Raw genomic sequence first — 13,612 nt, 5'->3', positions numbered from 1 at the left:
GATCCGGCCATGATCGAGTTTGAAGGGGTGTACAAGCGCTATCAGGGTGGCCTGACCGGTTTGGCTGATCTCAACTTCGCCATTCAGCGCGGCGAGATGGTGTTTGTGACGGGTCATTCCGGTGCCGGCAAGTCGACCCTGATCAAGTTGATTGGGTTGCTGGAGCGCGCCAGCCGAGGCCAGGTCCGCATTGATGGCAAAGACTTGAATCAGCTTCGGAGGCCCGACGCGCAAGCCCATCGGCGGCGGCTCGGCATGGTGTTTCAGGACTACCGCCTGCTGAACCAACAACCCGTCTTTGACAATGTGGCCCTGCCACTGCGCATTGCCGGCTGGCAGCCGGCCGAAATCGACAAGCGCGTGCGCGCCGTGCTCGACCTGGTCGGACTGGGCAACCGAACCGCCGATTTTCCGCTGATGCTGTCGGGTGGTGAGCAGCAACGGGTGGGCATCGCCCGCGCGCTGGCGCCCCGGCCCAGTCTGATCATCGCAGACGAACCGACCGGCAACCTCGACCCGAAGCTCGCGACCGACGTCATGCAGTTGTTTGTGTCCCTGATGCAAGCCGGGATCACAGTCGTCGTGGCGTCCCATGATCTGCACCTCATTCAGCGCATGAAGAAACGCGTGCTGGTGCTGGACAAGGGGCGATTGATCGACGACTTCCGCCCGGAGGCCGCATGAGCGCCGATACCGAACAGGGTGGCGCTCGGCGCATTCGCGGCGCTGGCGACTTCTGGCAGAACCTGGGGCAGCAGCATCGCGACGCTTTGCAGCGCGCATGGACACGGCTCCGGCGCGCGCCCGTCAGCGCGGCAATGGGCGTTTTGTTGATCGGCTTTGCGTGGCTGCTGCCCTTGTTGGTGCATTGGCTGGAACGCAATCTGGGCGCCATGACCGATGCATTGGCGGCGAGTCACGGCGCCCAGGTCTTTCTGAATGTCGATTTGGACGAAGCCCAGGCCGAGGCGCTGGCTCAGCGCTGGCGCCAGGATTTTCCGAATCTCCGGACCCAGGTCATCAGTCGCAGCGACGGGCTGAAGGAACTGGGCGGGCTCCCCGGTTTCCGCAGCATCGACAGTCTGGTCGGCGACAACCCGCTGCCCGTGGTCATCAGCCTGGATGTCGATGATTCGGCGAGCCTGCCTGAGATTCTGGACCAGCTGAAGGGGGATCCCGGCAGCGACTTCATTCAGAGCGACGCCCTGCTCAAGCAAAAGCTGAAGCATCTGCAAGTTTTTGTCGCGCGGGCGGCCTGGATCGCCTGGCTGCTGGCCTTGACCGGGGCGCTCCTGATCAGCATCCACCTGAGTCGCATGGCCGTGAATGCCGATCGCGACGAAATCAGCGTGGCCTACTGGCTCGGCGCCAGCGACGCCTATATCCGCCGCCCCCTGCTTTATGGCGGCGTGCTGCAGGGCTTCATCGGTGCCGGTCTCGCCGCTATCCTTGTGCTCAGCCTGGTTGCTGCCACGCACCGCGCGCTGCTCGAATTCAGTCAGCAGTTTGCCGGCAACCTGGTCCTACTTGGGCCAGCTCCGGCAATGCTGTTGACAGTCTTGGGCGTGGCGACCGTGCTAGGCTGGCTGGGTGCCTTTGTGTGCACCAGTATCGACCTTGGACAACTTGGACAAACCCGCGAAGATTCCGAATGAGTGCCGTTCTCACGTCCCACATTGCCAGTGATGAACCACGCGTGCTCGTCGTTGACGGCTCCAAGGTTGCCCGCAAGATGATCGAGCAGGTGCTGAAGGCCGAGTTGCCGAATGCCGTGATCATGAGCTGCGAAACGGGCGAGCAGGCGAAGCAGCATCTGGAAGGCGTAGTCGATCTGGTCACCACGTCGCTGTCGTTGCCTGACATGGACGGCCTGGAGCTGGCTCGCTATGTGCGCGAACACGCGCCGCAGGCCTATATCCCCATTATCGTCGTGTCCGGCGCCGTCACCGAGCGCCTGGAAAACCGCGGTTTGTCGGAAGACGTGACCGACTACTTCGACAAATCCTTGGGTTTTGCGGCGCTCGCCACGTTCATCCGTGGCTACGTGACGACCCAGGAACGCGCCTCGGGCCGCGTGCTGTATGTCGAGGACAGCAAGGTCGTGGCGCTCGCCACCCGCCGTATGCTGGAAAAGTACGGGTTGACCGTCACCCACGTGACCAGCGTCGAAGACGCGCTGGCAATGATCGATACGGCCAAGGCCCAGGGCCAGGGCACGGGCTGCGACATTGTGCTGACCGACGTGTATTTGAAAGGCGGCCTGACCGGCAAGGAATTGCTGGAAACGGTGCGCGGCCCGTATGGACTATCGCGCGGCCAGTTGCCGATTCTGGTCATGACCGCCGATGACAACCCGGCGAATCAGGCTGCGTTGTTGCGGGTCGGCGCCAACGATCTGGTGCATAAACCAGTCGAGGAGCGGCTCCTCGTCACCAAATTGCTGTTCCAGCTGCGCGTGGGCCAGAACCTGCGCAGCACCCAGGCCAGCCTGCCGCATTGAGCCGGTAGCGGCCAATGCCAGACGCGTCCGATCACCCCGCAACCGAAGACCGCATCCAGCTCGAAGCGAGCTGGAAGGCGCGTCTGTTGGCTGAATTCGAAGCGCCGTACATGGCCAGTCTGCGCCAGTTCCTCAAGCAGGAAAAACAAGCGGGCAAGGTGATCTTTCCGCCGGGTCGCGAGATTTTTGCGGCGCTCGATCACACGCCGTTCGAGCAGGTCAAAGTCGTCATTCTGGGCCAGGACCCGTACCACGGGCCGGGGCAGGCCCATGGCCTGTGCTTTTCGGTGCGCCCGGGCGTCGACATCCCACCGTCGCTGCAAAATATCTACGCCGAATTGGAGCGGGATCTCGGTTTAGCTCGGCCCAGGCAGGGCGATCTCAGCGCCTGGAGTGAGCGCGGCGTTTTGTTGCTGAACGCGGTGCTCACGGTGGAGCGACACAAGGCCGGCGCGCATCAAGGCAAGGGCTGGGAACGGTTTACTGACGCGGTCATTCAGCGTCTCAACGACGAGCGCGAACACCTCGTGTTTCTGCTGTGGGGCAGCTATGCCCAGGCAAAGGGCAAGATCGTCGACACGCGCCGGCATCTCGTGCTGAAGGCCCCGCATCCGAGCCCCTTGTCCGCCTACCGCGGATTTATCGGCTGCGGCCACTTCTCGAAGACCAATGCCTACTTGGTCGCACACGGACAGCTGCCCATTGACTGGTCAACCTGAGCGGGCCGTCACAAATCAATTGTTTAGGCGACTTTTTTCATATCCAAACTGCGAAAATCGGTCTAAGGCACTGGCCTGGACCCAATTGTCGCCCGTAGAATTGTGAAACTTGTTGGCATCACCTGCTCAAAACCGCTCATCGTCTGTGCAAGGCCGGAAAACTGCGACAGGGGCCGCAACGAGAGCGAAACAACCAGATAAACTTCGTCGCAACCAGGGAAGTGCGAACCACAGCACAGTTTTGCGTGCTGCCTCCCTACTTTTGCCGCACCGACTACCACGCGCCCATGGACAGCAAAATGAAACGTCAGACCGCATCGAACAGGACCTGGCTTGGACGGATGGCCGGCTTATGTGCCCTCTTTCTGGCACCGCTGGCATCGGCGCAGGTGATTTACACCTACAACAACACCACGACCGGCACGATCCCGGAGACCACCACGACTTGTGCGACCGTCAACACGCTGGTCCGCACGTTTACGGTGACTGAGACGTTCACTGTTGCCAACGTCGCGCTCGGACTGGATATCACCCACGACACGCGTGGGCAGCTGCGCGTCTACGTGACGCCGCCGGGCTCCGGCGAAGTGACAATGCTGAACAACGGTGGCGACACGAACAACAACTACAACATCATGTTGTCGACCAATAACGAGGCCGACAACACCTCGGACGATGGCGACGCCGACACCAACGGCACCTTCGCGCTGTATCGCCGTCTAGTCACGAATACCAACGCCGTGAACTACACCGGCGCTGCCAATGGCACCTGGACGATCCGAATCTGCGACACCGATGGTGCTGGCGCGGCTGGGTCGTTTAACAGTGCCCGCTTGGTGCTGCGCTCCGCCGAGACATTCCCGGCGGCCTGCAGCGCTGGCAACACCATCAGTTTCGACTGGGGCGCACTGGGCGAGGAAGTGGCGTTCACCAATACGACGGTTTCCGGAGTCACGCTCTCACAGGGCACCACCTCAGGCGAAGCGCCGACGGACGACGCCGCGTCAACGAGTTTCCGGACACGCACGACCGTGACCGGTAACCATACGGGCTACTACACGCTGCGTATGAATACGAATACCGATACCGAATCGTCGCTTGAAACCACGCGTTTGAACTTCTCAGAGCCGGTGCACGGTCTCACCTTCAACTTGCTCGACGTCGACTGGACGAACAACTCCTGGGAAGACTATGTGCGCGTCGAGGCGGTCGGACCAAGTGGTGAGGCGCGTTCGACCCAGGTCGTCCCTGCCAATGCGCAGAACGCCTATGCAGGCGACTGGATGGAGCCCGACATCGCGTCGGCCGCTACTGAAACGTTCGGCAATATCGCTTACACGTTCTCTGGCCCCGTGTCGTACGTGATTATTCAGTATGCGCAAGGTAACGAACCACAGACCAACTCGGCATCTCAGTTCGTCGGGGTCGCGGACTTTGGCTTCTGTGCGTACGACTTTGGTGACGGCCCAACGAGCTATGGCACGACGCTCGCTGCGAGCGGCGCGCGCCACTCACTGTCTTACCGCAACTTGTTCATGGGCACCGCACCCGATGGCGACGCCGATGGCTTACCAGGTGCAGCTGCGAATGGCGACGGCGCCGACGAAGATGGCGTGACGCTGCCGACCAAGCTCGGCGCGCCCTCGCCGGGCTTTCAGTGCGGCAGTTATGTCACCGCCGCCGGTGAGTTCTGTGTTCGGGTCAATGTCACGAATAGTCTGGCCACAGCCGCGCAGCTGGTCGCTTGGCTGGACGCCAACGGCGACGGCGATTTCGCCGATGCGAACGAGCGCAGCATTCCGCGCTTGCAAGGCGGCACGGGCGGCGCGGGTGACAATCTGTTTGCCACTGGCAATATTCCTGCCGGTTTCAGTGGCACCGTCACGCTGATTTGGTCTGGCTTGACCTCGCCCGTCACAACCGGCGCCACCTATGTGCGCGCCCGACTCACGTCCGACCCACTCTTCTTCAGCGATACAACGTTGCCAGCGTCGACTGGCCTCGTTCGCGACGGCGAAGTCGAAGACGTCTTCCTGCCCGCCGGCACGCTGCCAGTGACGCTGGCCTATGTGCAATCCAGCCAGCAAGGCCAAAAGCTGAGCGTGAATTTCACGACGACGACCGAGACGAACAACGTCGGCTTCAGCATTGTTGAGCGTGTAGCTGATGGCAGCTTCAAGCCCCTGCATGCGCATTTGATTCCGAGCAAGCTCAGCAACAGCACCGATGTGAGCCAATATGCGGCCACCGATGTGAACCTGCCGGCCAACGGGCAGTTCTACATCATGGATCACGACATTTACGGTCAGAGCTCGGTGCGCGGGCCGTTTGTGGTTGGCACGACACAAGGTCAGCAGCCGAATGTCGAGCGCATCAACTGGTCGACCACCTGCCAGGCGGTGGCGGCCGTGCGTCAAAGTCGCGTCGCCGCGCCCAACAAGGCCACACTCTGGGTGGCGGAGAAGGGCTTTTATCGCGTGACCGCGGCCGCGTTGCAATCGGCTGGCATTGATTTTAGCGCAGCGCCCGCCGATCAGCTGGCGGTGACGTACCTTGGCAAACCCGTACCCGTTCGCGTGGTCGCCGCTGGCAATTCGTTCAGCGGTTCGGCTTACCTCGACTTCTTTGCCGAACCAACCGAAAACCTTTACACCTCCGAAATGCCGTTCGAACTGTCGGTGAACGCCCAACAGCATCTGGCCATTACGGCCGACGCGACGGTTGCCACCGTGGACACCCCAGCGTGGTACTGGGCGGAATCGGTGTATGCACCGAACCGCTTCTACAACTTCGCATCGCCGACCGAAGACCCTTGGTACGCCGATCGGTTGCTCGCCTACCCCAATCAACCAGCCAGTTTGAATACCAGCCTCAGCATGGATGCCGTCATGAGCACTCCGGACTTCCATCCAGAACTCAGCGCCAAGTTGATCGGTGTGACGAATTGGCCGGATGGTGGCCAGGATCACCACGTGCAGTTGACCCTTGCGGGCCAAATGGTTGCCGAAGCGCGCTTTGACGGGGTAAGCACCGAGACAATTCGCAGTTTGCAGCCGTTGCTCGGCAACGGCACGCATGCCATCAGTGTCACTGCGACCGGCAATACCGGGTTCGCGCACGACCTGAACTACCTGGAGTCCATCTCGTTGCGCTATCCGCGCCAACCGGTGGCAATCTCGGACCGCCTATTTGTGGATGCGCTGCAAAGCAGCTTCACGCGTGCGGATGAGTGGGATACCGACGAAGACTCCGGCGCCGATCGTCTGCATCGCTCTGGCTTTGAAGCGTCGGCCGTGATCGCCGGTCTGCGCGTCCAGAATCTGTCCGGCAACGATGTTGTGGCCTACATCGGTCGCGGCGATAGCTGGCGCTGGCTGAGCCAGGCAGCGGTGGAACCCGATGGCTCGATGCGGCTGCCGTCTGAATCGGGTTCGAGTTATTTTGTCTCGACGGTAGCGGCGATTGGTGTTCCACGCATCGAGAGCGTCGCGGTGGAATCCGATATCCAGTCGGGTCAAGCAGACTATTTGATCATCGCCCACCCGAGCCTGATCAGCGCGCTCCAGCCGTTGGTCCAGTATCACCAGAACAATGGTCTGACCGTCAAAGTGGTGGACGTGACCCAGGTCTACGCGCAGTACGCGCACTATGTGCCCGAAGGCAAGGCGATTCAGGACTATCTGGATGCCGTCGTGCCGAGCATGGGTGTGAACTACGTACTGCTAGTCGGTGGCGATACGTACGACTACAAGAACTATCTCGGTACGGGCTCGGTCTCGCTGATCCCGACTCAGTACGGCCAGACTGATGACGTCGTCCGCTACGCCCCGCTCGATGGTCTCTATGCCGACGTCAACCGTGACGGCGCTCCAGAGTTCAGTCTGGGTCGCTTGCCAGTGCGTACGAGTACCGAACTCTCGAATGTGATCAGCAAGATCATTGGCCGGAATAACGCCCTGGCCCAGCGCAATCTGGTGTTGGCTGCGCCGGTCTCTGATAGCGAAGGCGATTTCGACGCCGTCAACGACGATCTCGCGGCGGCGCTGCCGGGCGCGTGGACGACGACTCGGGCCTATGGTGACCAGGGCGGTGCAGCGACGGCACGCAGCAACCTGCTGGCCGCGATGGCAGCGAATCCGACGGTACTGAGCTATGTCGGTCACTCGGCGCCGACGCAGTGGAGCTTCGATCCGATGCTCACGGCGAGCGACATTACGTCGGGCAGCGGCCAAACCAGCGATCTGGTCGTTCAGTCGGGTTGCTGGAACAGCTACTTCGTGTCACCGACGGCGAACACGATGGCGCATGCGTTCCTGCTGACGCCGGGCAAGGGCTCGGCAGCCGTCATTGGTGTGACGAGCCTGACCAGCTTGGCCTCGCATCAGGCGCTCGGCGAACTGCTCTATGGCGAACTTGCGGCGGGCACGCGCATCGGTGATGCACTCCGCCTGGCCAAGATGCAACGCGCCGCGCAAGGATTTGATCCGATTCTGTGGTCGGCCACCCTGCTCGGTGATCCCGCCATGCCGATCCGCTGATCGGTCGCAACCACCCGCAAAAAAACCCGGCCTGGCCGGGTTTTTTTGTGGGCGCAATCATCGCGACCGCCGGGCAGATTGCGCGCCACAAGGCACTGTCCAATCGGCAACTATGACTTTTTCAGATGCGCGAGATTGACCGCGATCTCTTTGGACTTGGGCTCGAGCTTCGCCGCCTGCTGCACCGCGATGATGGCTTCCGGCAATCGGTTCAGGTGCGCAAGGATCTGCCCGCGACGCCAGTGCATGCCAGCCGCGCTCAGTTTTTCGGGCGCGGGCGTGATCGCTAGCAACGCGTCCAGCGTTTTCAACCCCTCTTCGAGATCCTGACCGCTCAACGCGGCATACTTGCCGAACTGATACCGGATCACCACGTGCTCAGGGTCGATTGCCAGCGCCGCGCGCACGGCTGCGCCCATCTCGGTGTACTGCTTGTCCTGGTCGTACATTCCGACAACGACGCTCAAGACTTCTGGGTCGGCGGGCCGAATCGCGAGCGCGGCCAGCATTTCGGCCTTCGCACCAGCCCGGTCTTTTGCGGCCGACTTCAGCGTGGCCTGCGCGCGATGTCCGGCCACCGCGTCCAACGTCGCGAGTTCGTCGGCAATGCGCTTCGCCTCATCTTCATCGCCACCCATGAAGCCGGGTGCCTGCAAATGAAATTGAATCAGACCATATTGCGCCTCAAACAAGCGGGGATCCAATTCGGCTGATCGTTCGAATTCAGCCTTGACCTTGCGGGCATAACCCGCTGCCGAGAACATGTTCGCTTCTTGCGCCATGCGTCCGTAGGCTGCACCCAGCCAATAGTGTGCTTCGGCGGAATCAGGCAGCGACTCGGCTTGCGCCTCGGCGCGCGTCATGGCTTGCTCCAATTGCGCTTCGTCACTGCTACCCAGGAGTTTTCGAATGGCCAGACTCTCTGCTGTGGTTGTCGGCGCCTCCGCCTGCACGCCGCCCGTCGCCATCAGCCACGCCAGGGCGACGCCCACGATCAATCTCCGCTTTTGCATTGTCACGCTCCATGTTGTCATTTGCTGTTGTCGCTGCCGTCCGCTGCACCGATCCGCACACCGTTGAAGGTCTGCCCGCGCTAGATGGCAATCCGACTGTCCCATCACAGTCGGGCTGGAGTGTGACGCTTTGAAAATGAAGCCTGTCTGTACCGATCGCCGGTGCCGATCGCCAGCGTGGTCAGGTCGATGATCGCGTTCGCCTCATTGCCGGGCACGCCAAACACGCCAACGATCCCAGGCATACGACGACGCCACCAGCATGCCGCCAAGACCTGCGATCAGGCTGGGCCCGAGCCCCACATCCCAGGCCACGACGAGGAGCCAGAGCAAGAAACTGCCAAGAAACGTGATCAGGAGCAGGCGGAGTGCCAGCCGTTGGCGCTGCTCAGATTGCCAACGCCAAGTTGCCAGCCTTGCCAACGTTTTCGCCGTCAGTTGCCCCGGCGCGCTGTGCGGGATCGACGATCGCAACGCGTCGGTCAAAGGCGCTTCGAGACCAGCCTCGTGCCAGCGCTTGGTTTGGGAATCGAAGTCAAACGGTTCACGAGACATGAGCCACTCCAAAATGTCGGTCACTTTGTTCGCGCAACCATTGCCGGGCGCGAAACAAGTGACTTTTGATGGTGCCAATCGGTAGACCGGTGCTATCAGCGATCTCGCCAAGCGGCATCGCCTCGACGTAGTAGAAGCCGAGCAATGCCCTGGGCAACGCCGGCATCTGCGCAAGCGCCGCAGTGAGAAAGGTCTGGCGTTCCAAGTCGAGCATTTGTTGCAGTACCGTCGGCGAGTCGTCTTCCACGTCGGCAAGGGTATCGGGCTCGATCAGCATCATGCCGTTCGTGCGTTGCCGTTCCAGATAGCGCAGCCCGATATTGAACGCGACCCGCAGCACCCAAGTCGACAGCCGACTGTCACCGCGAAACTGGTCGAGCCGTTGGTAGACACGCAGGAACGCCTCCTGACTCAGGTCCTCAGCCATCGCTGCATCCTGCGTGAGCCGCATCATCGACCGCCAGACCGCATCCTGCTCACGCTTCACTAAGGTCGCAAACGCCTCGGGCCGCCGCGCGCGCAAGGCCGCGAGCAACTCGGCATCGTCAGGATTGTCCTCGGCGCGGGCCATGGTGAGCAGCATGATAGGTCGATGCACGCTTGGATACTGGTCATGCCCAATCGGTTGCAAACCCGTTAGCAACGGCGATCAGAAGGCGTGCAACACAACTTGCAACCGGCTGCGCCATCGACGTATCCAAGCTGGGACTGAAACCGAAGTGCGCCGCGAACGGACGAATTCGGTAGCACCGGACGCCCCCACCGGAGCGTCACACTTGAACCCAAGACAGATGACACGGCTCGGAGCCGCCAGGAGTGATCATGAAAGGTGTGCTGGTTCCCATTATGTTGTTCTTGTGCGTGACCTACGGCTTTCGCCTGCTGGTCGACGCCGTCGTGCGCGTGCTGACCCTAAAGAGCGGCGCCAGTGATGACGCGGTGCGTTTGCTGATCCGAGATGCGCGGGAGGGCCGCTGGCTTGGCGCCCTGCATCTGGCGTTCAATATCATCGGGCTCGCCGTGCCGGCCATGCTCTGGCCAGATCCTTGGCCCAGCGAGCCGAGTCTCCGGCTACTGGCGACGCTGGCGTTGGGTTTGGGGTTGGCGAATCTCGGCTACGCCTACATCGCCCATCGGACCAGCAAGCAGCCTATGACGTGATTCAGCCCGGCGACGGTCTACAAATCCAAACCCGAAACCTGCGGACCAAGGACGTGCGCCAATTAGCGCAGTGCTTCCCGCAACACACCCTGACAAAGGACTGACCCCATGATGATGACCAGGACAGCCTCCGGCTTTGCCGGAGCCGGGCGGCTTATGGCCGCGATTCTTGCGATGCTCGTGTTTGCCACCAGCCACGACGCAGTGGCCGAACCACCGTCCGATGCTGTGACGCCCGAAGTGCAGCAAGCGGTCTTGCAAGCCGATGCGGACGTCTTTGCGATCGTGTTCGGCAACTGCCAATGGACGCAACTGAAATCGCTGGTCGCGCGCGACATGGAGTTCTATCACGACCGGCATGGGCGCATGGCGACCAGTGGCGATCAGTTCATCGGTCTGATCCGCAAGAAGTGCGCACGCGAGGCAAGCGGCGAGGACTATCGCGCACGCCGTGAGCTCGATCGCGACAGCGTGCAGTTGCATGCGATCGGCGATTTCGGCGTGTTGGAGATCGGCACGCACCGCTTCTTCCGATTGCATGAAGACGGCAGCGAGTCATTGGTGGAACAGGCCGCGTTCGCGCAGATCTGGCGCCGTGACGGGAAGCGCTGGAAGCTCGCCCGTGTCATCAGCTACGGGCATGAAAAGCTGGCCGAGCAACCTTAGCAGTACTTGTGAGAGTGGCTTCAATCCCGAATCAATCAGGCGTCACGACCGCATCATCGCAAGATTGATTCGCGGCTGAAGCCGCTCCTACAAAGGAACCAGACCCCACCGACTCCAGCTGCTGACGATCACTTCAGCCCCGAAACAATCTGGCGCCATGGGTGCATCAAACTGTCAGCGACGATGCGCGATTCTTACGACGGCGCGGTGTGGCAAGTAGCCCGCTCCCCAGCCCGCTCCCACTCGCGTGTGAGCGGGAGCGCTCCCTCCCCCACGAGCGCGGGGAGGGCCCGGCTCCACCAGGTCAATGCGACTCGGACACGATCGCCGGAATGACCAATTCGCTCAGCAGCTTCAACGTCAACCGGGGTGCGCCTTGCACATCGTAGTTTTCAGTGGTCACCACGATCGACGCATCCAGGCTTGGCACATACAACACGGTGTTGCCGCCGGTCCCGTTCATCGCAACCAAATGGATGGTCTCGCCATTGGCAAGCGGCAGATCGAGCAACCACCACAGGTAGCCATAGTCGATCTTGGGTGCTGCCTCGACTTGTGCGTGTGCCGTGCTTGATGCCTTCACCCAGTCGGCTGACACGACTTCTGTGTGGCGATACATCCCGTCGTCCAGATACAGCTGCGCAAGCTTCAACAAGTCTCGGCTGCGGAGCGACAGGCCCCCACCGCCTTGCGCCAAACCGAGCGGCGAGTATTGCCAACTCACCGATTGAATGCCGAGCGGCTCGAACAGATGCCGCGCCGCAAATTCCGGGAGCGGCATGCCGACGGCGTTCTGCACCGCTTGGCCGAGGGTCGTGACGCCCGCTGTGCAATAGCGAAAACTGCGGCCATACGGCGAGTCCGCGGGTTTCGGAATCCAGGCCGGATACCCTTGAATGGGCAGATCGACAAAAAATCCCACCCAGTCCTCGATCAGGTACATCCGCTCTTCGTTGCCGCGCGAATGCTCGCTCCAGTCATCGCACTCGAGCGGCCCGCTCATGGTGAGCACGTCCTCGATGCGCATGGCGTCCTTGCGCGGGTCCGGGTTGGCGGGCGGCGACGGGCGTGCCAACAGCGGCAACAGGCGGGCATCGACATCGCGAATGTGACCCTGATCGATCGCAATGCCGGTCAACATGCTGGTGACGGTCTTGGTAACCGAACGGGTATTTCGAAGTGCTGCGGCGCCACCCTCGTCGTAGTACCGCTCGAATCCGAGTTGCCCATGCCGGGCGATGAGGATCGACGTAATCTTCTGGTACGCGCCGTTCTGGATCTGCTGATCGAGTGCAGCCAGTGCATCGGGATCAAGATGTAGTGCCTTTGGGCTGGCTTCGATCCAGTCGGGTTTGGCGTCTTTGGTCGCCGCGCCAACGAGTGCCGGCACCATCAGGCTGACGGCCACACCCCATGTTGTCCACCATTTCGCGATTCCTGTTCGCATTACTGAGTCCTTGGCTGAGTGAATCGCCCATGACATCACCAGGATGTCGGGCGGTGACGGGATCATGCCGGTGCTGATTCCGAAATACTTGTCTCCATGAAACCGGACACCGCTTACGACGCTGGATGTCAGCGCCGGTCTTGCCGAAATGCCCGCGGGTTCACACCGTATGCTCGGCGGAAGCGGTGGCTGAAGTGGGCCGCATCGGCGAACCCCAGATCAAGCGCAATGTCGGTCACACTGCGCGCGCTGAGGCGCAGCCAACCGCAGGCACGCTGCAAACGATGGCGAAACAAATACTGCGCTGGCGTGACGCCGCATCGCTGACGCAGGAGTCGGGCGAGGCTCACGGGGTGCACACCCACCGCGCCCGCCAACGTCCGAACATCCGGGCAATCGGGATGCGCATCGAGATACGCCTCGGCGCGTGCCAGCCATGCCGCCCCTGGTAGCGGACGCTGCTCGGAGAGCGATCGGTCCAGCAGACGCAGGCTCAAGGATTCCAACTCAAGGTCCTGCAGCGATCGACTCAAGCCCGTGGCCAGCGTCTGTGCGAGGCCGAGCGCAACGGGAATCTGGATCGGTACCTTGGGTAACGGCAAGACCTCGCTGAGATGCTGCCAGTCTTCGCGCGACCAGGACACCGCCATGAACTTACCCAATCGCTCGCCAAAGCAATCGCGGTGCTCCGTATCCGGTGGATTCAACACCAACGTAGCGGCGGCGGCGGTGTCCAGCGCACGCGCCCGAGACTGGTAATCACCATCCCAAGCAAAGACCCAGTGTGGATCGGCGTGGCCATGTTCGGCAACCGCATGCGCCGGAACGGTGGCCTGCATCAGGGCGAACTGAAAGTGTCCTGCCTGTCGCCGGGTTTCGATTGCGCCGAGAAATGGTGCTGCCCGCATGTGCTGCCGTCCATCCGTCCTGGATGGCTTCAAGCTTAGCGCGGGACGATCAATTGGCGCGGGCGCTTTTTCGGTCGCCCAAATAAATTGACCATCGCACGCCGG

The 13,612-nt window shown here is 61.7% G+C and carries 12 protein-coding genes; 7 read left to right on the top strand and 5 right to left on the bottom strand.

Annotated elements, in window-relative coordinates; translation table 11 throughout:
• Window positions 1-9: 9 nt before the first annotated feature.
• The 5 genes from ftsE (at window position 10) to C7S18_RS21925 (ending at window position 7,757) form a co-directional block, all read left to right on the top strand.
• Window positions 10-684 carry a cell division ATP-binding protein FtsE gene (gene ftsE / locus C7S18_RS21945; RefSeq protein WP_106894141.1) on the top strand — a complete coding sequence of 225 codons (675 nt, stop codon included), beginning with the start codon at window positions 10-12 and terminating at the stop codon, window positions 682-684.
• Window positions 681-1,655: a cell division protein FtsX gene (locus tag C7S18_RS21940; protein ID WP_106893587.1), complete on the top strand. Its 975-nt coding sequence runs from the start codon at window positions 681-683 to the stop codon at window positions 1,653-1,655. Before ftsE ends, C7S18_RS21940 begins: the two co-directional genes overlap by 4 nt.
• Window positions 1,652-2,500 (top strand): response regulator, encoded by an 849-nt coding sequence (locus C7S18_RS21935; protein ID WP_106893586.1) that lies wholly within the window; start codon window positions 1,652-1,654, stop codon window positions 2,498-2,500. Before C7S18_RS21940 ends, C7S18_RS21935 begins: the two co-directional genes overlap by 4 nt.
• 14 nt (window positions 2,501-2,514) lie before the next feature.
• The gene (gene ung / locus C7S18_RS21930) at window positions 2,515-3,219 is read left to right on the top strand and encodes a uracil-DNA glycosylase (protein WP_106893585.1); all 705 of its coding nucleotides are present in this window, start codon (window positions 2,515-2,517) and stop codon (window positions 3,217-3,219) included.
• A gap of 299 nt (window positions 3,220-3,518) precedes the next feature.
• Window positions 3,519-7,757: a C25 family cysteine peptidase gene (locus tag C7S18_RS21925; protein ID WP_170113430.1), complete on the top strand. Its 4,239-nt coding sequence runs from the start codon at window positions 3,519-3,521 to the stop codon at window positions 7,755-7,757.
• A gap of 110 nt (window positions 7,758-7,867) precedes the next feature.
• Here C7S18_RS21925 and C7S18_RS21920 read toward each other — a convergent pair whose 3' ends face one another.
• The 3 genes from C7S18_RS21920 to C7S18_RS21910 form a co-directional block, all read right to left on the bottom strand.
• Window positions 7,868-8,770 carry a tetratricopeptide repeat protein gene (locus C7S18_RS21920; RefSeq protein WP_170113429.1) on the bottom strand — a complete coding sequence of 301 codons (903 nt, stop codon included), beginning with the start codon at window positions 8,768-8,770 and terminating at the stop codon, window positions 7,868-7,870.
• Window positions 8,771-8,974: 204 nt separating this feature from the next.
• A complete protein-coding gene (locus tag C7S18_RS21915) occupies window positions 8,975-9,325 on the bottom strand; it encodes a hypothetical protein (RefSeq protein ID WP_106893582.1) in 351 nt (116 codons plus the stop codon).
• Window positions 9,315-9,908 (bottom strand): RNA polymerase sigma factor, encoded by a 594-nt coding sequence (locus tag C7S18_RS21910; RefSeq protein ID WP_106893581.1) that lies wholly within the window; start codon window positions 9,906-9,908, stop codon window positions 9,315-9,317. The genes C7S18_RS21915 and C7S18_RS21910 overlap by 11 nt, the downstream gene beginning before the upstream one ends.
• A 239-nt stretch (window positions 9,909-10,147) precedes the next feature.
• Here C7S18_RS21910 and C7S18_RS21905 point away from each other — a divergent pair, with 239 nt between their 5' ends.
• Both C7S18_RS21905 and C7S18_RS21900 read left to right on the top strand, forming a co-directional pair.
• Window positions 10,148-10,486 (top strand): hypothetical protein, encoded by a 339-nt coding sequence (locus C7S18_RS21905; protein ID WP_106893580.1) that lies wholly within the window; start codon window positions 10,148-10,150, stop codon window positions 10,484-10,486.
• Between the two features lie 156 nt (window positions 10,487-10,642).
• Window positions 10,643-11,152 (top strand): DUF4440 domain-containing protein, encoded by a 510-nt coding sequence (locus C7S18_RS21900; protein WP_170113428.1) that lies wholly within the window; start codon window positions 10,643-10,645, stop codon window positions 11,150-11,152.
• Window positions 11,153-11,456: 304 nt separating this feature from the next.
• Here C7S18_RS21900 and C7S18_RS21895 read toward each other — a convergent pair whose 3' ends face one another.
• Together C7S18_RS21895 and C7S18_RS21890 are read right to left on the bottom strand one after the other, a co-directional pair.
• The gene (locus tag C7S18_RS21895) at window positions 11,457-12,599 is read right to left on the bottom strand and encodes a serine hydrolase domain-containing protein (RefSeq protein ID WP_206207941.1); all 1,143 of its coding nucleotides are present in this window, start codon (window positions 12,597-12,599) and stop codon (window positions 11,457-11,459) included.
• A 128-nt stretch (window positions 12,600-12,727) separates the two neighbouring features.
• Complete coding sequence (locus C7S18_RS21890) at window positions 12,728-13,507, bottom strand: helix-turn-helix transcriptional regulator (protein WP_106893578.1); 780 nt, start codon at window positions 13,505-13,507, stop codon at window positions 12,728-12,730.
• Between the last annotated feature and the right edge of the window lie 105 nt (window positions 13,508-13,612).

Source organism: Ahniella affigens (assembly GCF_003015185.1).
In the GTDB taxonomy this organism is placed as follows: Bacteria; Pseudomonadota; Gammaproteobacteria; order Xanthomonadales; family Ahniellaceae; genus Ahniella; species Ahniella affigens.
This window is presented reverse-complemented; position numbering and strand designations above follow the sequence as displayed.

Bases quoted from the DNA above. Each gene is read 5' to 3' on its own strand.
- C7S18_RS21895 (WP_206207941.1), bottom strand. From the start codon at position 12,599: ATGCGAACAGGAATCGCGAAATGGTGGACAACATGGGGTGTGGCCGTC.
- ftsE (WP_106894141.1), top strand. From the start codon at position 10: ATGATCGAGTTTGAAGGGGTGTACAAGCGCTATCAGGGTGGCCTGACC.
- C7S18_RS21915 (WP_106893582.1), bottom strand. From the start codon at position 9,325: ATGTCTCGTGAACCGTTTGACTTCGATTCCCAAACCAAGCGCTGGCAC.
- C7S18_RS21940 (WP_106893587.1), top strand. From the start codon at position 681: ATGAGCGCCGATACCGAACAGGGTGGCGCTCGGCGCATTCGCGGCGCT.
- C7S18_RS21905 (WP_106893580.1), top strand. From the start codon at position 10,148: ATGAAAGGTGTGCTGGTTCCCATTATGTTGTTCTTGTGCGTGACCTAC.
- C7S18_RS21935 (WP_106893586.1), top strand. From the start codon at position 1,652: ATGAGTGCCGTTCTCACGTCCCACATTGCCAGTGATGAACCACGCGTG.
- C7S18_RS21910 (WP_106893581.1), bottom strand. From the start codon at position 9,908: ATGCTGCTCACCATGGCCCGCGCCGAGGACAATCCTGACGATGCCGAG.
- C7S18_RS21900 (WP_170113428.1), top strand. From the start codon at position 10,643: ATGGCCGCGATTCTTGCGATGCTCGTGTTTGCCACCAGCCACGACGCA.
- C7S18_RS21890 (WP_106893578.1), bottom strand. From the start codon at position 13,507: ATGCGGGCAGCACCATTTCTCGGCGCAATCGAAACCCGGCGACAGGCA.
- C7S18_RS21920 (WP_170113429.1), bottom strand. From the start codon at position 8,770: ATGCAAAAGCGGAGATTGATCGTGGGCGTCGCCCTGGCGTGGCTGATG.
- C7S18_RS21925 (WP_170113430.1), top strand. From the start codon at position 3,519: ATGAAACGTCAGACCGCATCGAACAGGACCTGGCTTGGACGGATGGCC.
- ung (WP_106893585.1), top strand. From the start codon at position 2,515: ATGCCAGACGCGTCCGATCACCCCGCAACCGAAGACCGCATCCAGCTC.